This is a genomic window from Halosimplex pelagicum (genome assembly GCF_013415905.1).
Classification (GTDB): domain Archaea; phylum Halobacteriota; class Halobacteria; order Halobacteriales; family Haloarculaceae; genus Halosimplex; species Halosimplex pelagicum.
Map to the genome: position 1 here is coordinate 2,119,400 of NZ_CP058909.1, position 18,199 is coordinate 2,137,598.

Sequence of the window (18,199 nt, forward strand, 5' to 3'; positions counted from 1 at the left end):
ATATTTATGGCCTCGATTAGACAGTAAATCAACTTATATACATCCATTCATAAAATTTATATACTACTGTATGAAAAGTCCACAAGATGGATTACAGAGATATCAAACAGCGGCTTCAGGGAGTTGCATTCACGACTGCCACTCCTTTCAGTGAAGACGGAAAAGACGTGCTACACGACGAGCTCTCCGACAATCTCCACAGGATCGAGGATGCAGGCGGGAGCATTTTTATTCCCTGCGGGAACACCGGAGAATACTATTCCCTCTCGACCAGCGAGCGAATAGATATCGTGGGTACGCACGTCGAAGCGACCGGTGATGATGCCACTATCGTCGCGGGTGCCGGCGGGAGTACGAAGACAGCAAAGTACCTCATCTCGGAGTACGAGGACCTCGGTGTCGACGCGGCGATGGTCATGTACCCTCGCCATACATACATCCACGAGCAGGGACTGATCGAATACTTCCGCGAACTCGCAGATAGTACCGACCTGGGTCTCGTCATCTACAAGCGCGGAGAGACGATCCCGCGTCGCGTGATCTCGGAGCTCTCCACCGTTGAGAACATTGTCGGTGTGAAGTACGCGGTGAACGACATCAACGATTTCTCGCAGACGGTTTCCGAGTCTCCAGGAGATCTCGTCTGGCTAAATGGTATCGCCGAACGGTACACCCCGTCGTTCTGTCTTGAGGGTGCTGAAGGGAACACGACTGGCATCGGGAACTTCATCCCCGAAGCAGTGCTCGCCCTTCAGGAGGCGGTCGAGGCCGAAAACTGGGAGCGCGTACGAGAGATCCGCGACGCCCTTCGGCCGCTCGAGGACCTGCGCGAGGAGACTGGACCTAACAACTCGCTCGCCAACGCGAACAACGTGCCCGCCGTGAAATACGGGATGGAACTCGCCGGGCTCTACGGCGGTCCGGTCAGGAAGCCGCTGGTTGAACTGTCTGAAGAAGACCGACAGCGCGTTGAAGAGTACTACCAGCAGGTTCAGGACACGACGCTGTAGTGGTACACGGAGGCCACCCCGTCGCGTCCGGCCCATAGCGACACCAGTAGCGCTGCTCCACTATCCATCTGTTCACTGAATTTCAGACCTTATGAGTTCTCTTCGTTGATCTCTGCAGAGATCAATATTAGTTGATGAATTATCGAATGTTCGGGGTCAAAAGGTGTTGGCAAATACCGTATCAGGGGAGTCATCTCTGGCTGGTTGTTCCGGCGCCGTTGATACCACTGATACTCGACCGCCCACTGACGGGCCCCCTTTCGACTGATCGCCGATGTCTACGGTAGATCCGAATTCGACGGCGATCGCCGATCCAATGCCAAACCAGTCGCGGACGTATTAGGTGGACTTCACCGGTGAGATGTAGGTGAGAACGGATAGACGGCCCGAACTGGCGGTCGTTCTTAGCCAACTGATCTACCGGTTTGTCTTGCTCGTCGCTACCTCGATCTCAACTGGCCGTTAAGACGGTCGTGTTTGGGCGATCAGATCATGATTCGATCGGTAAGCTCTGTCAGTCTGGAAGTGAGATATCGAATATCGTTTTATACCGATCCGGATCAACCCTTCGACGAGATGAATGAGAACCAGCTAGGTTTTTCATCGAATCAAGTTGTCGAGGAGGTCGCTACTGAAACTGACCAAGAGGAACTCGCCCTTCCGCAGCTGTACGACGTGATCGATCCGGAGGCACTCGAGTCCCTTGTCAACTCAGTCGATCCGGCCATGACACCGCTACGGGTGACGTTCGAGTACGCAGGAAAACAGTTGATAGTCACTGCAGATGGAACCGTCCGCGTCGGCGGTTGGAGATCTCAACTGAATGCAGTCCGGTCGTAACGATAGACGCGACTCGAAAGAGACGAAGAACAGTTCCGTGGGGGTGGTCGACGTGTTTGAACAATATGCTGCTAGCCACAGGACTTAATAGGACGTTTACGAACGCCACAGATGGAATCAATGGATATCCTCGTCACACTACCTGACCGAACCCGTGGAATTCAGACGTTCTTCTCCGATGAACAGATGAATCAACTGGAGGGGTTCGGATCCGTAGACTGGAACGAAACTGAATCGAACTTCGAACCGAACGAGCTCGCGGCCCGCCTCGAAGGGGTCGATGTCTGTGTGACAGGGTGGGGGTCGCCTCGTATCGACCGCGAGATCCTCGAGTCGATCGACGACCTCCAGCTGGAGTTGGTGACGCACATCGGTGGAAGCGTCGCGTCAGTCGTGAGCGACTACGTCTACGACAGCGACATCGCGGTCTGCAGCGCGAACGACGTGATGGCGAAGTTCGTCGGCGAGTACCTCCTCGCTGCAACGCTAACAAGACTTCGAGATTTCCCGCGCTTCGACGCAGATATGAAGGCTGGAAAGTGGAATCGAGACAACGAACGCGTCGACACGCTGTTCGACAAAACGGTTGGGTTCGTGGGTCTGGGGTCCATCGGCGAACACTTTCTGGAGCACCTCCGGAGCTTCGATGTCGACGTCCTCGTCTACGACCCCTACATCACCGAAGATCGACTTTCGGATTGGACGTTCGCTGAACTGGCCGATCTCGACGAGACGCTAAGTCGCTCGAATGTCGTGTCGATCCACGCCTCGAAAACCGAAGAGACGATCCACCTGATGGATGAGCAGCGACTGGGGCAGTTGTCGGACGGGTGTCTGTTCATCAACGCGGCGCGAGGGGCGATAGTCGACACGGAGGCGTTGATCGACGAACTCCGGACGGACCGTATCTCGGCAGTTCTGGACGTGTACGAGCACAAGACGCTTGATGCAGACAGTGAACTTCGCGACATGGACAACGTGGTCCTGACGCCCCACATGGCAGGGTCAGCGATCAGACAGCCGTTTACAGCTGCGATGATTGATGAGATCGAGCGGTTCAGCCGCGACACCGCGCTTCAGCACAAGATCCCTCATGAACAGTTCGAACTGATGACGAAGCCGTGGATCCACGCCGACGAATCGTGAGGGGGAGCTGATAAAACAAGAAGCCGCCAGAAGGAAGCTGCAACCGGTTCCCGAAGATATAAGCAACGGCAGTGAACAGGGGAAGACATGCCTTCGGACAGAGACGGTCGTCCCAACAGCGATAGTACAGCGGGCACTGCGGTCGGTGATTCCGTGCTGTTCTCCAACCGTGGCGCACGCCACGCGGTCACCGGGAATCACGGCAAACAGGCCGAGTACGTCGAAGATGAGGATACGACCTTCGTTGTCCTTCGAGGAGATCTCGGACAGCAATACGCGTTGACTTACGACCACGAGGCCGGCGAGCGGTCGCCCCACTATCGGATCGACGAAGATCACATGGCGGACGACCGCCACGCCACTCCGGCGATGGCGATCGACGATGACGGGATCATCCACGTCTTCTACAGCTCACACAACAGCTACCACTACTACGCCCGCAGCGAGAATCCCTACGATATCAGTTCCTGGGACCGCAGGGGGCAGATGACCGACATCCCAGAGGGTACGTACCCGATCCCGCTGGTCTACGACAACGATGTCTACGTCCTCTACCGGACCGGCGGCTACGCCGACGGCACCAGCTCTCACGGTGACACCTACCCTGTCCACGAGTTCGCGACCATCGTCCGCTCGACCGACGCCGGTGACACCTGGGAGGACATCGGTCCGGTGCTGGACGTGACCGAACACCCCGAAGACGACTCGGACGCGTACATCACGGACTTCGACGAGCGCAACGGGAAGTTCCACATCTCGTGGTTCGTCGCCAACGGCGACAACCACGACGACTACCACTCCGACGCCTACCACGCCTACTACGACCCGGAGACGGGCAAGATGTACGACCTCGCCGGCAACAGCTACGGCGACACGGTCGCGTGGAGTCAGCGCGACGAGGGCCACGTCAGGGTGTATGATGGCGAGTACGTCACCCCGGTTAAACACGCCCTCGGCGAGGACCAGACCCACGTCGTCTTCGGTGCCGAACATCCCGATCGCGGCGACGGCCAGTACTTCCTCGCCACGTGGAACGACGGCTGGGACCTCGAAGAGATCCCAGACGCGACGCACAACTACAAGTGGAAGAAGTGCGACGCGCGGATCTCCGACGACGGCTACGTTGAGGCACACCTGATCACCGACGACGACGGTGTCTTGCACCTCGAGAACGGTCGGCGCCACAGCGTCGGGAACTACGACGTCTTCGTCAAGGACGACGACGGCAAGTGGGACACCCGCCGCCTGGTCGAGCGCTACTACCACGAGGGCGTCTCCGTCGTCCGCGAAGGCGCCGAGAACATCGCCGTTGTCCGTAACGGCCCCGACGAGTTCGCGGCGCTCGGTGCAGAATACATCCCGATGGACGACTCGCGCCAGCGCCCGATGGCCCGCGTGTGGGCCGTCGGCGACATTGACATCAGCCCGGCGCTGCAGTATATCAATGACCAGCCTAAGACGGTCGCCCAGCGCCACCGTTTCTCCGAGGACCCGACCCAGTTCAACCACGGCACCGGCGACGACGGCTGGATCCAGCTTCTAGAGTTTGCCGGCGCGGGCTACAGCAGCATGTTCGGCCTCGGTGTCGACGCCCCCGAACGCGCGCTGCACCTGCTCGGACATGAAGACTGGACCGACAGCGTGTCGCTGTCAGTGCGTAATGAGGCTGAGAACGTCATCGAGGCACACAGTGACGGCACGGCTCGCCTCGGGAACAACGGGCTCGTCTACCCCAAGAAAGATGTCGCCGAGGGCGGCTACGTCGGCGTCCAGGACGGCGAAATCGTCCAGAACGATGTTGACGCGAACGACAACCCCGAGGGCCTCTGGCGCTGGGACGCCGATGGCGACCAGTGGAAGCTCGAACGCGACCCCACCACGACCGTCTCGCCGGAGTAACGGGAACCGACGCTCGGTAGCCCCCATCCATCGCGGGTTGATGATCGTTCGGCCGATGCATTCTTTCAATTGAGGAATTCGTGTCTGTTCGATTCTGACGGACGCTGTTAAACTCGATTTCCCTGCTTCACGTTGATGGCTCCACTGTTGGCCGATAGTCCGTTGAATCTGATGCTGGCAGGTAGGATGTTCTATTGTCTATGCTGTCACCAACGGCCCTACAATGGTGTTCACCGAATAACGTTCGCTCGCGTAAAGCAGGGGTTTCGGAAACATGAGATGAGGGTGGAAATTATCCTCGAAGATAGATGATTCCCGCTAGCGCCAGGAGGACAGTGCCGAGGATAAGTGGCGAGAGAATGAATAATTTGTATTGTAGCGGGCACGGAACACACGTTCCCCACATCGGATACGGGCCGAATAGTGAGCTATGGAGTGAATATAGCGTGAAAGTGATGAAGCACGCACCTACGACTACCAACAGCAGTATTAAACGGGTCCGTATTGGCCTTCTTTTCGACGTGAAAGGCAGAAATGACATCATCGGTCTTATCCTGTAGTTTGAGATGTGAATTTACTCTGCTCTTGGATAGAGGATTGTTAGTCCGTTCGCAGCAGTAGCTAGAAGTCACAGCGGGCAGGTGTGGTGCGAACACGTAACCCTACTTCAGAGCGGTTCAGCTTCACCAACGCGTCTGCCGTAAGCCCGGAGAGGAAGCACTCAAAACGACCCTCGAAACCGCGCTATGACGCCACCAACAATCGCATACCGATGAGCGTACGTATTGAGATATCCGGGCCATACGCGATCGGAAACCGCTGTTTCGTGGTCCCGGCCTCCTGTTCTGCGGCCAGGAGACTACTAACTGGACACTATTGTTGACTTATTTCCAATAAACTTATATACTATCCCTTAGTGCCACATTACTCATGAGGAAGCGAGAACTGTTAGCTAGCATTGCAGCAGGTATGACGGCGCTGGCGGGCTGTCCTTCAGGCGGCAGCGACACGGCAACTCCAGCAGACGACTCGACGCCCACACCCGACGAGTCCACACCAACATCCACACCGACGGACTCGCCGACGCCCACGTCCACGCCGACGGACTCGCCGACGCCCACGTCCACGCCGACGCCGACATCCACACCGACATCGACCCCGATCACTGGTCAGATGCTCTGGGTCGAAGCGGAGTCGCTAGCCGGTCAGAACAACGCGGAGCCGTTCACGGTCGTGGAGAACTCCACCGCATCGAACGGAGAGTACCTCACCACGCCGGAGGGCATGGACAGCCGTACTGATTCCCCGCCCGAAGAGGGGCGCGTCTCCTTCGAGGTCGAACTCGAGAACAGCGGCGAGCACAAGATCATGGGCCGTATCTCTGCCCTGAGTGGGAGCAACGACTCACTGTGGATTCGGATCGACGACCGGGAGTGGCAGCAGTGGCACTACGACCTGGACTCATTCGTTTCGAGCTTCGGGATGGGGTGGGCATGGGACAACGCCCTCGACAACGAGTTCGAAGCCGAAGCTGGCACCCACACCTTCACTATCGCCTGGCGTGAACCTCAGGCGAATCTCGATAAACTGCTGATCACTGACGCCATGGACTACGAGCCCGAGGGTACCGGCGGCGAGGAGAACGTCGAAGTCAGCGGTGGCGGTGACAGTAGTACCAGCACCGGCACCAGCACTGGCACCAGCACCGGCACTGGTACTGCTTCGGGCGAGTAACACGACGAGACACGCCCCCCACGGGCGAACAAGGTCTCCAGCTGGGTGTGTCCGGGAGTGCCGTCGAAGGAATGGCTCAGGTGCAGTCGACCTGTTATCGCTAGGAGTCTCGTTGAGTATGACAGCGGCTTCGAGGAGTTCACTGACTGTGAACCGATCGCGAGTCACCGCGATCTACCCGGAGGAAGTTCCCGCCCAGCGCTGTCTCTGCTCCTGAGGTACAACGACAAATCACGGCGCTTGCGGTGTGAAAAACAACAATATTTATTAACCACCTCGCCTGTTTCGGGGTATATGAGAAAGCGAGAGGTGTTAGCTAGCATTGCAGCTGGAATGTCCGCGCTGGCCGGTTGTCCGGGATCGAGCGGAAATAACACTGACGCGCCGGCTGACGACCCGTCTCCCACACCCGACGAGTCGACGCCGACCGAGACACCGACCGATTCACCGACCGATTCACCGACCGATTCACCGACCGCAACGCCGACGGATTCACCGACACCCGAGCCCACGCCGGAGAGTCCTCGGACCTACTATGTGGACCCCGACGGGTCGGACTCAGCCACTGGTGTCGAGAACAACCCGTTAGCGACGATCCAGGAGGGCCTCGACAGAGCAATCGCAGGCGATACGGTCCACGTACGCTCCGGAACGTATCTTGAAAATCTCACAACTGTCCGGGACGGCCGGGCAGGTAACCCGATCACGATCACTGGTCCGCCCGACGCGGTATTCTCGGGCGGCGGTAATTCTCGAAGCTTCGAGATTAACCACAGTCACATCCATATCCGGGGGATGACGTTCGACGGGTTCCACGACAAGGATAACCCGGACGACTGGCGGTCCTACCGGGACAAGATGATCTACGCCCAGCCGACTAGCCCGGAGTACCTGACGGGGCTGGTCATCAAACCACACGGCGTGGGCAACACGTACGGCGAAGCTATCCGGATCGCGATGACGGAGGACTCGGAGATCGGCGAGTTCGAACTGATCGCACCGACCGGCCGGGAACACTACGGCCCCGGCGACGCGGACGGGTCCAACGGAGAGGTCGTATACATCGGCACGTCACCGACCCAGATCGACGAGGAACCGCACAACGGGAACGTTGACCGGTCGAACAACATCCACGTTCACCATATCGACAACAGCGACGGCCACGTCCACTCCGAGCTTGTCAACACGAAAGAGGGGACGCACGATATCCTCATCGAGTACTGCACTGACAGGGGTGCGGAGTACCTGTACGGGGCGCCGATGAACATCCAGGGGACGAAGACGACGGTCCGGTTCTGCAAGCTGAACAAAAACAAGAGTTCGGGCGTGCGTCTAGGTTGGTCGACCGCTCACGAGGACGCCCCTGACGCGGGAACGAACAACTCCGTCTACTATAACGAGATCATGAACAACATGGCGAAAGCGATCAACCTTCCCAAGGACAACGCGGGACCGGAGACGCAAGCGACGATCTGCGGGAACGAGACCAACGGTCGGACGAACGGGTCGCCCAGCACGAACTGTTCGGACGATATCCCGACTAGCGAGACGTGGGGCGTTGCTGGCAGTTCCGCCGGGAACTGAAACGCGCGGACTGGCGGTCAGTTCGCTCCCGCACTGCCGGGGCCAGCCGGATAGCGTGTCTCCGGAGTCCCTGCGGGCCTCGTGGCACTAGCTGTCGGCCACCGTGTGCTTCGAGGCACAGCGGTCTTTCATCAGATGAGCTCATGCAGTCTGTTGCTGTCTGACGCTGAGTTCACTCACTCGAAAGATGTGTGGACGTACACGTTCGGGCCCGATTCCCCGGACGGAAGGCCGAGTGCCCCGGGACGGGTCACGGTGTGAGTGTTCGCCCCTTCGCTTTCACTCCTGTTCGTAGCCCATCCGTTCGCGGGCGCCGTCCCAGCCCGACACGCGGACGGGCGTGTACGGCTCCTCCAGATAGGCCACGTCGTCCTCAGAGAGGTCGATGTCTAGCGCCGCGACGGCCTGTTCGAGATGCTCGACGCTGGTCACGCCGAGGATGGGCGCGTCGACCCAGTCGTTCTGGAAGAGCCATGCCAGCGCAACCTGGGCCATCGTAACGCCTTTCTCCTCGGCCAGTTCCTCCACACGCCTGTTTATTTCGGGGTTATTCCCCTCGCGGATGGGGTGAGGGTTGTCCTGGAGGCCAGCACCGCGATCGGTGCTGGTCCACTCCTCGTCGGGCCGGGTGAGATAGCCGTGTTCGAGGGGACTCCACGGCATGACGCCGACGTTCTCCTTCTCGCAGTAGGGCAGGAGTTCGCGCTCGCGCTCGCGGTAGACGAGGTTATAGAACGGCTGCATCGTCCGGAACGGCTCGAACCCCAGCCGCTCACTGACCCGGTGGGTCTCGATGAACTGGTGGGCCCACATCGACGAGGCGCCGATATATCGAACGTCTCCGCGGGAAACAGCATCGTCCAGCGTGCGCAGAGTCACATCGACTGGCGTCGAGTCATCCCAGCGGTGGATCTGGTAAAGGTCGATGGTGTCGAGGCCGAGACGGTCTAGACTGTTCCGCAACTGCTCGTCGAGCGCCTTCCGCGAGAGGCCGGTCGCGTTACCGTGGTCCTGACCCGAGCCCCACCGGCCCTTGGTAGCGACGACGAACTGATCGGGGTCGTACTCCGAGAGCGCATCACCGAGAACCGTCTCACTCTCGCCGTTCTGGTAGGTGTTTGCGGTGTCGAAGAACGTGACGCCGAGGTCGATGGCTCGCTCGACAATCTCGCGGCTCTGGTCGCGGTCGATGCGCCAGCCCTCGCCGTCCTCGCTGAAGCTCATGCAACCGAGGCAGATCTTGCTGACTTCCATCCCGGTGCTACCGAATGTAGTGTACTCCATGTTGGGAGCATCTCTGGGAGGTGAATTAATTGTTGTGCCCTATCGAATCAGCGGCGGCGCAGCGGCCACTCGTGAGCGGGTCCTCAAGGTCGTAGACAGTGGCGGTGAGTCCGAGTCCGCAAGACTGGCTACTGAATCACGCTGATTCGGTCTCCTGGCCTGTCCGAACGAGTTCGATCTACTGTTCGGAGCCCGTGCTGCCCCACTGCCACCCGGTCGCTTCGAGCTGTTTGTCTCTGACGCGTTCGAGCCTGCCGGCGAAGGCGTCAGCCGAGTACGACGGATGCAACTCGGCGAGGTCACACATCCGTTCAAGGACATCGACCGCCTTATCGTAGTGGGCCTCGGCAGCATCATCGTCCGCAGTGTCGTCACCACGATCTTCTTCGGCCGCTGCTAGCGCGTCGAGCTGCTCGATGAGTGCGGCCGTTACCCAGACCAATTGGAACTCGAGGGCTGCCTCGGTGACGCCTCGCTGTCCGTTCCATCCCGCTGCCACGGCCCCACGGTACCGGTCGAATGCCGACTGCCAGGCCTCAGTAGCAGTCTCCGGGTTCGTGGCAGCCTGTGCGCGGTCGCATTCGGCGGCCGCCTCAGCGAGGAACTCGTCGCCGAGAGTGCGTGCGCGGTCCTCACAAACCGCGAACCGGTCAGCCAACGTCTCCCGGTCGTCCAGGCCGTCGAGCGTCTCCGAGACCTGTTCGAGCGTGTCTACCGTCTCAACGTATGATTCACAGGCGGTCCGGTACTCGTCCGCTTCCAGGGCCTCTGTCGCCACCGAGAGCGCCTCCTCGGCCCGATCGAGGCCGTCCCTGATGGTCTGTCCCATGGAGTCCGTCCGTGCCGCCTCGAATTCGTCCTCAACCGTCTCGATGTACGGCGTCATCGCGCCAGTCGACTCGTCCTCGACGTCGTCGACGACTGAACGGGCCTCAGAGATCTGCTTTCGCGCACAGGTCACGTCGTAGCTACTGACGGTCGCGGCTGATTCGATCTTTTCGACCGCGTCTCGCGCGTTCGAGAGATACATCGAGAGCGTCTGCCAGTGCGAGGCCATCCGTTCGACGAACTCGACGACCGCCCCGGGATCGCCGTCCGAGGGGCTGAAGCTGACCGACTCGTTGCCGGCCTCGACGGTCAGCGTCTTCGAGAGGAGTCGGCCGTCAAGGCGACACTCCACGACGATTTCGTAGACGATATCGACATCCGGTTCCGAGGGCTGGTCGCCGAGAAAGACTAGGATGCGGCGATCCGTGGCCAGCAGGTAGGCGAGCTGGTCGCCCGTCGGCTCGCTCGTTATCGTCCGTCCGTCCACGGTGTGCTCGAATCCCTCCGGACTCGCTAGCGCGTACCGCGGTTGTTCCGCTGCCGAGAGGAACGGCGGTCGTTCATCCCCGTGCCAGTCCCCTGGTCCCAGAGGTCGGCCTGCACCCGAACCATCGTGATGAGACATATGACCCGAATGAACAACTACCCTCCTAATTATAAATAACATTGAGAATGATTCGAATAGTTTCAGGTGGACAGTTCGGCCCGCATCTCACCAGGCCGAGGTAGTCATCGATCGGTTGGCAAGGGGGTTACCGGTCAAACGGTGATTTACGAAAGTGAATACGACGAAAACACCGGCGAGAACCTAGACATCAACTGCTTCGTCGATTCACTCGGGCTTTCAACGGTAACCCCACCAATGGGCTCACCTCTGGAATATCGCTTGATCACAAGTCACTGTCTGTGAATGAGGTCAGTGCCCGCGATCGCGTTCAGCGGCCGAAGTCGACACATGACAGGCAGATAATGTGGTATACTATACCAATTTTGTAATAATGATTATAGATACATACATTTATTATAGTGTATACCAGTTATGCATTTGTGGTAGACATGAACCGACGATCAGTACTACGAGGTATTGGCATGGCAGGCACAGTCGGAGCGCTGGCTTCGGTCGGTGCGGTAAGCGCGACTGAACGAGCTGCTGCGGCCGACTATACCGTTAGCCCATCGGACTCGATCCAGAGCGCAATCGACCAGGCGCAGGCGGGCGATACCATATACGTCGAGCCCGGCACCTACGAGGAGAACCTCGAGACCGTCCGGAGCGGCGATCCTGGTGCCCCCATCGAGATCACTGGCCCGGCGGACGCGGTGTACGTGGGTGGCGGCGACGCCCGGAGCTTCGAGATCATGCACAGTCACATTCACGTGACCGGGCTGACCTTGGACGGGCTCCATGACCCGGACAACCCGGGCGCTCTGAGTTCCTACCGGGACAAGATGATCTACGCCGAGCCCAACAGTTCGACGTACCTAGAAGACTTGGTTATCTCACCGCACGGAGCTGGTAACACCTTCGGTGAGTGTATCCGTCTCTCGATGACCAGAGACTCCGAAGTCGGCGATTTCGAGGTGATCGGTGCGACCGGCCGGGAACACTACGGACCTGGCAGCGTGGACGGGTCGAACGGCGAAGTCGTCTATCTCGGCACGTCGCCGTCGCAGATTGACGAATCGCCCCACAACGGGAACGTCGACGAGACGCGCAACATCTACGTCCACCACATCGACAACAGCGCCGGGCACGCCCACTCCGAGCTTGTCAACACGAAAGAGGGGACACGCAACATACTAGTTGAGTACTGCACCGACAGGAACGCGGTTTACCCCGAAGGCGGCGAGATGAACATCCAGGGCCAGGAGACAGTCGTCCGGTACTGCGACCTCCAGGATGGCGACGGTGCTGCCGTCCGCCTGGGGTGGTCGACTTCCGACGAGGACGCTCCCGACGCGGGGACAATGAATTCGGTGTACTACAACACGCTGCGGAACAACGACGGCGCCGCGATCAAGCTCCCAAAGTCGAACGCCGGGGCCAGCGAACAAGACCACCTCTGTGGAAACGACTGGAACGGGAGCACCGACGACACGCCGGGTTCGAGCTGCGCGAGCGACCTCCCGACGAGTAGCGAATGGGGCGCCGACGGTGGCGATGACGACGGTGGCGGCGGTAGCGGAGGGGAAACCCTCATCGAGGCCGAGTCAGCCGATGGGCAGTCGGGCTTCTCGCCGTTCACGACTGGGAGCGACTCGGACGCCTCCGGCGGCGAGTACATCTATGTCCCCGAAAACAACGGCAGCTCGACCGGGAGCGTCCCATCGAACGGTCGCGCGGAGTACACCTTCTCCGTCGACGAATCGACGGACTACTCCATCTGGGCGCGCATCAGGGCGCCGGACAACAGTTCGGACTCGATGTACGTTTCCATCGACGGTGGTTCGTTCACCACCTGGCACTGGGACGTCGACACGTATGGCGACGGCAGCTGGAACTGGGACGATGTCTTCGACGGCAGCACGCAATCGCTGTCTTCGGGCAGTCACACCATCGAGGTCGCCTATCGCGAGGACGGCGCCGAACTCGACCGGCTCTACGTGACCTCAGACACCGGCTCCCAGCCGTAAGTCGGCGACATCGACCCGCGATCACAGTCACAGTCCGTACCCCTTTTTTCGACAGCGACGGTTGGTTTAATGTGGACCCTCTGGATACCAGACACAGTTTCGAAGAGTTCGTCGCGGACTCCTTCGATTACGACTGCGACGCGATCGCGTTCGAGAACCTGAGAGGGATTCGTGAGCGAGTAGCGTGGGGTAGTTCACCAGCAACTCTCGTCCTCAACGATCTCTTCCCAGGAGCGTCTACAGTATCGAGGATATGGGTCAATCATCTCCGCTCACTGGTTTACTGTTCATATCCGCCTGCGAGTTCCAGAGCGTAGCGTAGGTCCCACCGGTGGTGAGCAACGACGTATGGCATCCCGTCTCGATGATTTTCCCGTCTTCCATGACGACGATACGGTCGGCATCTTGGATCGTCGAGAGGCGGTGAGCGATGATGAACGCAGTCCGGTCCTCAACGAGGCGGTCGAGGTTCTTTTGAATGATCTCTTCGGTCTCAGTGTCGACATCGGAGGTCGCCTCGTCGAGGACAATGATCGCAGGGTCGTTGAGTAGCGCGCGAGCGATCGAGATACGCTGGCGCTGGCCCCCGGAGAGTTTTACCCCACGTTCGCCGACCTGCGTTCTGAATCCGTCGGGCAGGTCCTGAATAAACGTCTTGGCCCCCGCTGCTTCGGCGGCCTCCCGGATCTTCTGGTCGGCCCGCTCCGGAACGGTATCGTCTTCGGAATCATACAGGGCCCGGAAGATTTCGCGGTCACCGTATGCGATGTTCTCGTATATCGTTCCGGAGAACATGTATGGATTCTGCTCGACAACGCTGATTTCGTCACGCAGCGTCTGGAGTTCGTACTCGCGAACGTCGACTCCGTCGACACTGACCGACCCCTCATCCACGTCGTAGAAGCGCGAAATTAGTTTCAGGAGCGTGGACTTGCCGGAACCGCTGGTTCCTGCGAGTCCGATAGTCGCACCTGCTGGAACGTCAAGGTCGACACCGTCGAGGATTAGCTCATCGTAGCTTTCGTAGCGGAACTCGACACTGTCGAAGGTGACATCGCCGTCGATACTATCAGGATCGTAAGCGCCGTCGGGCGAAGTGATCGTCGGGTCGTGCCCGAGAATCCCAAAGACACGTTCAGCACTGGACTGTGCCTTCTGGTACCTGTTCGCGGTCTTGCCGATCCGGGTCATCGGTCCGTCGAGTCGACGCATGAGCATGAAGAAGACTGCGAACGCTCCCGCAGAGAGGCCACCTGCGATAGCACTCTGCCCACCGAACAGGAGAATGAGAACGAACGTGACGCCAATGATCACCCGTAGCGAAGAGAAAAACATGCGACGGACAGTGATCGCCTCGATCTTCTCATCGCGGTAGACTTCGCTCTGGTCACTAACGCGATCGGACTCGATATCGTATCGGTCGAACGACTTGATGACGGGCGCGCCACCGAGGTTATTCGAGAGCCGGGTGTTGAGTCGCGCAACCATCTCTCGAATGTGTTTGTACTTGGGTTCGATCCAGACAATGAACTTCGCGGTGACGAGTGCAAGCACCGGCATTGGAGCCAGGGCGATCGGTGCCAGACCAGGAGCAAGGTAGAACATATAAGCGCCGACAGCCGTGAACATCACGATCGCGCGAACGATCATCCGGATCTCCCCGTTGAAGAAGTTCTCCAGACGGTTGATGTCGGAGTTGATTACCGACATCATCGCCCCCGTCTGGTGATTGTTGAAGAATCCCAGCGATTGTCGTTGCATGTGGTCGTAGGTGTCCTGGCGCAGATCGTGTTGGATCATCTGGGCGGTCGTCTTGAACAGATAGCGGGTGGCAAACTGCGCCAGCGCTTGCAAGACGTACGCGCCAGCGGCGAGGAAACAGAGCCTGTACAACAGGTCAAGGCGGACGCTCGCGGGGGCACCAGCGATCGATTCACTCGTCAAAAGCCCGAGGTCGGCGAGGATGCCCGGCTCTCCAGTTTGAGTGATAACACGGTCGATGGCTGCGGCAATGATGAATACTGGGAGTAACCGAGCTACACGCATAATGACTGCCGCCACGATACCAGCGCTGAGTCGCTTCCAGTAGGGGCGGGCGTATTCCCACAGGTTCAGCATGGGATGGCCGTCAACCTCGTCCCGTATGTTCTCGAAACCACCCTCTGTTTCTGAACTAGACATTTGCTTCTTCCAGCCTCTGCCCCCTGGAGTGATAAATCCGTATTTGACGAAACCCTTCACCGGAACCGAAAGATAAATAAATTCCAATTTTGGTCCCTGGGCTTGGCCACTCCTGGCTTGCTCGGATCAACACCAGACTCAGCAATTAGAATTCGTCTGATGTAGTCGAGGGGTAACGGGATTCGGTAGGTATATAAGCTCGAAATAGGATATGACGGTTGTCAATGAATGTGCTTGCTACCGGCGTGTATGGCCGCTGTGGCACCGCGATTATCGAACATCTACACGACGAGTACGACTTCACGTACCTGAATAGGTCGGACAGGCCCGACGATCATCCATGGGGGGGATATGATACGCACGTTGCGGACGTCACGGACTACGAAGCGATGAGACCAGCATTCGATGGACAGGATGCCGTCGTCCACCTCGCGGCATTCCCCTACACGTACGGGTCGTGGGAGGATGTCAACGAACCCAACCTCGACGGGATGTATAACGCCCTCGAAGCGGCCCGGGAGGCCGAGGTCGAGACGTTCGTCTACGGCTCGACGAACCACGTAATGGGGATGTACGAACTCGACAACACGCCAGAGATCTACTACGGGGACGCGGACGTCATGATCGACCACACGGACCCAGTGCGTCCGGACTCGATCTACGGCGCAACGAAGTCGTTCGGCGAGGACCTCGGTCGCTACTACGTCGAGCAACACGAGTACCCCAAGCGCTTCTACGCGATCCGCATCTGTAGTGTTCGGATGCCCGAATGGGACCATCCCTACGGCGACGCCGAGCGCATGGTTCAGGAGGGCGAGTTCGAGAGCGGCAGCGGCAAGGACCAGCAGATAGAGCGTGGCAGCGAGGAGTACAAGCAAGAGGTCGCGCGAATGAAGTCAATGTGGCAGTCCCGTCGGGACTTCGCCCATCAGGTTGACTGCTGCCTACAGGATGACTCCGTTGAGTACGGAATCTTCAGCGGCGTCAGCGACAACGACCAGCGTTGGTACGATATCGAACACGCCCGCGAAACCATCGGTTACGATCCCCAGGACAACGGTGAAGAATGGGATGCCCCGCCGGAGTAGATGTCGACGAACCTTCGGTCGATCCCTGACGGTAGCCGCTGGACAAGCCCGTGCGAACCGTCGAGCGCTACGTAGACTGAGATCGGCCGTAGCAGGACAGAGCAGTCAGCTGAAAGCTGTCGCTCACGGATACACGCGGTTTCGCACTGAAAGTCAGAAAATCAGTCCCTGCCGCTTCAGTCCCAGGGAGTGCCGTCGCGAGCGGGACTAAAGATGTCGAGGCCGCTCACCGGTTCGTCGGTGTTGTTCTCGGAGGCGTGAGGCACACCACCCGGGATGACGTAGGAATCGCCCGCCTCGAACTCGAACGGTTCGCCGTCGAGGATGATAGTGAACGTGCCCTCCATGATATAGACGATCTGTTCGTGGGGGTGACTGTGCTCCATCGCAGTCGCCCCGGCATCGAACCGGAAGTGCTGGGCGTTCATATTCTCGCCCGTGACGAGTTGAGTCACGTGTACTCCTTCCTCAGGCTCTCTGGTCTCCTGCTCGGAAAGTGATTCGCTCTCCATGGTCCAGCGGTCGGTCCTGTCTCACCTAAACGTATCGATCAGGCAAGGATCACGCGCCTGCCGTGGGCCGAGAGCGCCACGGAACCGACACGCTTCGGGTCGCGAGCGGCACGACGCGCCGCTGTGAGGGGACTGTCGGCCGGCGTCGAATCGCCTCACGAGTCTCTGGCGTGACCGACGGCATGGAGCCGGCCGTCGCGGCGCCGTGTCGCGGCTCGAAACTTTAACTGGGGGGAGCGAGTACGTCCGCTGCCGATGACAGACGAGTTCTTACTCGCCGATCCAGACGAGGTAGCCGCGGTCCGTCGAGCCGTGCGCGACGGCGACGACCGCTTCGCGCCGGCGGTCGACGCCCTCCGCGAGCGAGCGGAGGCGGCGCTCGACGCCGGCCCGTTCTCCGTGGTCGACAAGGACGATACGCCGTCGAGCGGCGACCCACGGGACTACGTCAGTCTGAGCCGCTACTGGTGGCCAAACCCCGACACCGACGACGGCCTGCCGTACGTCCAGCGCGACGGCGAGACGAATCCGGAGATCGAGCAGTTCGACCGCCTTCCGCTCGGAGAGATGTGCGACGCCGTGGTCGACCTCTCCCTGGGGTTCGCCTTCCTGGGCGACGAACGGTACGCCGAGCGCGCGACGACGCTGCTTCGGACGTGGTTTCTCGACCCGGATACGGGCATGAACCCGCATCTCCAGTACGCACAGCACGTCCCGGGACGCGCGGAGGGGCGCCACGGGGGGATCAACGACACCACGGGGTTCATCGCAGTGCTCGACGCGATCGCACTGCTCGACGAAGCCGACTCCTGGACGGACGAGGACCGGGCCGAACTCGAAGCGTGGTTCGCGTCGTTCCTGAAGTGGCTGCGCGAGAGCGAGATGGGGCGTGACGAGGCCGCCGCGGAGAACAATCACGGGACGTGGTACGACGCTCAGATCGCCGCGTACGCGCTGTTCGCGGGTGAACGCGAGGTTACCGAAACAGTGGTTCGAGCGGTCTTGGACCGCCGGATCGCGGCCGGGATCGAATCGGACGGGCGTCAGCCGCTGGAACTCGAACGCACGCGTCCTCTTCACTACGCCACGTACAACCTGCGGGCACTCGCCATCTTGGCCCTGCTCGGCGAGCGCGTCGGGGTGGACCTCTGGCACTACGAGACCGAGGACGGACGGGGGATCCGCGTCGCGCTCGACTGGCTCGCCGACCAGTTCATCGAGGGGCCGACTGTCGACCGATCGGACGAGGTGGACCCGCTGTCCACGACCGGCGTGTTCGACCTGTACCGCCGCGCCGGGCGGGCCTACGGCGACCCCCGGTACGAGCGCGTCGTCGAGCCGCTCGACGACTTCGATCCGCGATCACACCGGCTGGGACTGCTGTGCCCGCCCCCGTCGTTCGATCCCTGACGAGCAGGGACACCGGCGGCGAAAAAGTGCGCTCGATCGGCCGTCCGGC

13 protein-coding genes are annotated in these 18,199 nt (G+C 59.9%); 9 read left to right on the plus strand and 4 right to left on the minus strand.

What is annotated here, in order from left to right:
- Nucleotides 1-86: 86 nt before the first annotated feature.
- The 6 genes from HZS54_RS10435 (at nt 87) to HZS54_RS10460 (ending at nt 8,213) form a co-directional block, all read left to right on the plus strand.
- Nucleotides 87-1,010, plus strand: coding sequence for a dihydrodipicolinate synthase family protein (locus HZS54_RS10435; RefSeq protein WP_179922479.1), 924 nt, complete (start codon nt 87-89; stop codon nt 1,008-1,010).
- A 576-nt stretch (nt 1,011-1,586) separates the two neighbouring features.
- Nucleotides 1,587-1,850, plus strand: coding sequence for a HalOD1 output domain-containing protein (locus HZS54_RS10440; RefSeq protein WP_179922480.1), 264 nt, complete (start codon nt 1,587-1,589; stop codon nt 1,848-1,850).
- 120 nt (nt 1,851-1,970) lie between these two features.
- Nucleotides 1,971-2,996, plus strand: coding sequence for a hydroxyacid dehydrogenase (locus HZS54_RS10445; protein ID WP_179922481.1), 1,026 nt, complete (start codon nt 1,971-1,973; stop codon nt 2,994-2,996).
- A gap of 87 nt (nt 2,997-3,083) precedes the next feature.
- Nucleotides 3,084-4,895 (plus strand): BNR-4 repeat-containing protein, encoded by a 1,812-nt coding sequence (locus tag HZS54_RS10450; RefSeq protein WP_179922482.1) that lies wholly within the window; start codon nt 3,084-3,086, stop codon nt 4,893-4,895.
- 930 nt (nt 4,896-5,825) lie between these two features.
- Nucleotides 5,826-6,629 (plus strand): hypothetical protein, encoded by an 804-nt coding sequence (locus HZS54_RS10455; protein ID WP_179922483.1) that lies wholly within the window; start codon nt 5,826-5,828, stop codon nt 6,627-6,629.
- A gap of 537 nt (nt 6,630-7,166) precedes the next feature.
- Nucleotides 7,167-8,213 carry a right-handed parallel beta-helix repeat-containing protein gene (locus HZS54_RS10460; protein WP_179922484.1) on the plus strand — a complete coding sequence of 349 codons (1,047 nt, stop codon included), beginning with the start codon at nt 7,167-7,169 and terminating at the stop codon, nt 8,211-8,213.
- Between the two features lie 279 nt (nt 8,214-8,492).
- On the opposite strand, the gene HZS54_RS10465 is transcribed toward HZS54_RS10460, so the two are convergent.
- Nucleotides 8,493-9,497: an aldo/keto reductase gene (locus HZS54_RS10465; protein ID WP_179922485.1), complete on the minus strand. Its 1,005-nt coding sequence runs from the start codon at nt 9,495-9,497 to the stop codon at nt 8,493-8,495.
- A gap of 178 nt (nt 9,498-9,675) precedes the next feature.
- A complete protein-coding gene (locus tag HZS54_RS10470; RefSeq protein ID WP_179922486.1) occupies nt 9,676-10,812 on the minus strand; it encodes a hypothetical protein in 1,137 nt (378 codons plus the stop codon).
- A gap of 602 nt (nt 10,813-11,414) precedes the next feature.
- On the opposite strand from HZS54_RS10470, the gene HZS54_RS10475 reads away from it, so the two are divergent.
- Nucleotides 11,415-12,959 (plus strand): carbohydrate-binding protein, encoded by a 1,545-nt coding sequence (locus HZS54_RS10475; RefSeq protein ID WP_179922487.1) that lies wholly within the window; start codon nt 11,415-11,417, stop codon nt 12,957-12,959.
- Nucleotides 12,960-13,217: 258 nt separating this feature from the next.
- Here the strand turns inward: HZS54_RS10475 and HZS54_RS10480 are convergent, their stop codons facing one another.
- The gene (locus HZS54_RS10480; RefSeq protein ID WP_179922488.1) at nt 13,218-15,140 is read right to left on the minus strand and encodes an ABC transporter ATP-binding protein; all 1,923 of its coding nucleotides are present in this window, start codon (nt 15,138-15,140) and stop codon (nt 13,218-13,220) included.
- Between the two features lie 224 nt (nt 15,141-15,364).
- Between HZS54_RS10480 and HZS54_RS10485 the strand changes: the two genes are divergently transcribed.
- Nucleotides 15,365-16,228 (plus strand): NAD-dependent epimerase/dehydratase family protein, encoded by an 864-nt coding sequence (locus HZS54_RS10485; protein ID WP_179922489.1) that lies wholly within the window; start codon nt 15,365-15,367, stop codon nt 16,226-16,228.
- Between the two features lie 176 nt (nt 16,229-16,404).
- Here HZS54_RS10485 and HZS54_RS10490 read toward each other — a convergent pair whose 3' ends face one another.
- The gene (locus HZS54_RS10490) at nt 16,405-16,740 is read right to left on the minus strand and encodes a cupin domain-containing protein (protein ID WP_179922490.1); all 336 of its coding nucleotides are present in this window, start codon (nt 16,738-16,740) and stop codon (nt 16,405-16,407) included.
- A 255-nt stretch (nt 16,741-16,995) separates the two neighbouring features.
- Here HZS54_RS10490 and HZS54_RS10495 point away from each other — a divergent pair, with 255 nt between their 5' ends.
- Nucleotides 16,996-18,150, plus strand: coding sequence for an alginate lyase family protein (locus HZS54_RS10495; protein ID WP_179922491.1), 1,155 nt, complete (start codon nt 16,996-16,998; stop codon nt 18,148-18,150).
- Nucleotides 18,151-18,199 lie beyond the last annotated feature (49 nt).

Bases quoted from the DNA above. Each gene is read 5' to 3' on its own strand.
- HZS54_RS10435 (WP_179922479.1), top strand. From the start codon at position 87: ATGGATTACAGAGATATCAAACAGCGGCTTCAGGGAGTTGCATTCACG.
- HZS54_RS10440 (WP_179922480.1), top strand. From the start codon at position 1,587: ATGAATGAGAACCAGCTAGGTTTTTCATCGAATCAAGTTGTCGAGGAG.
- HZS54_RS10445 (WP_179922481.1), top strand. From the start codon at position 1,971: ATGGATATCCTCGTCACACTACCTGACCGAACCCGTGGAATTCAGACG.
- HZS54_RS10450 (WP_179922482.1), top strand. From the start codon at position 3,084: ATGCCTTCGGACAGAGACGGTCGTCCCAACAGCGATAGTACAGCGGGC.
- HZS54_RS10455 (WP_179922483.1), top strand. From the start codon at position 5,826: ATGAGGAAGCGAGAACTGTTAGCTAGCATTGCAGCAGGTATGACGGCG.
- HZS54_RS10465 (WP_179922485.1), bottom strand. From the start codon at position 9,497: ATGGAGTACACTACATTCGGTAGCACCGGGATGGAAGTCAGCAAGATC.
- HZS54_RS10475 (WP_179922487.1), top strand. From the start codon at position 11,415: ATGGCAGGCACAGTCGGAGCGCTGGCTTCGGTCGGTGCGGTAAGCGCG.
- HZS54_RS10480 (WP_179922488.1), bottom strand. From the start codon at position 15,140: ATGTCTAGTTCAGAAACAGAGGGTGGTTTCGAGAACATACGGGACGAG.
- HZS54_RS10485 (WP_179922489.1), top strand. From the start codon at position 15,365: ATGAATGTGCTTGCTACCGGCGTGTATGGCCGCTGTGGCACCGCGATT.
- HZS54_RS10490 (WP_179922490.1), bottom strand. From the start codon at position 16,740: ATGGAGAGCGAATCACTTTCCGAGCAGGAGACCAGAGAGCCTGAGGAA.
- HZS54_RS10495 (WP_179922491.1), top strand. From the start codon at position 16,996: ATGACAGACGAGTTCTTACTCGCCGATCCAGACGAGGTAGCCGCGGTC.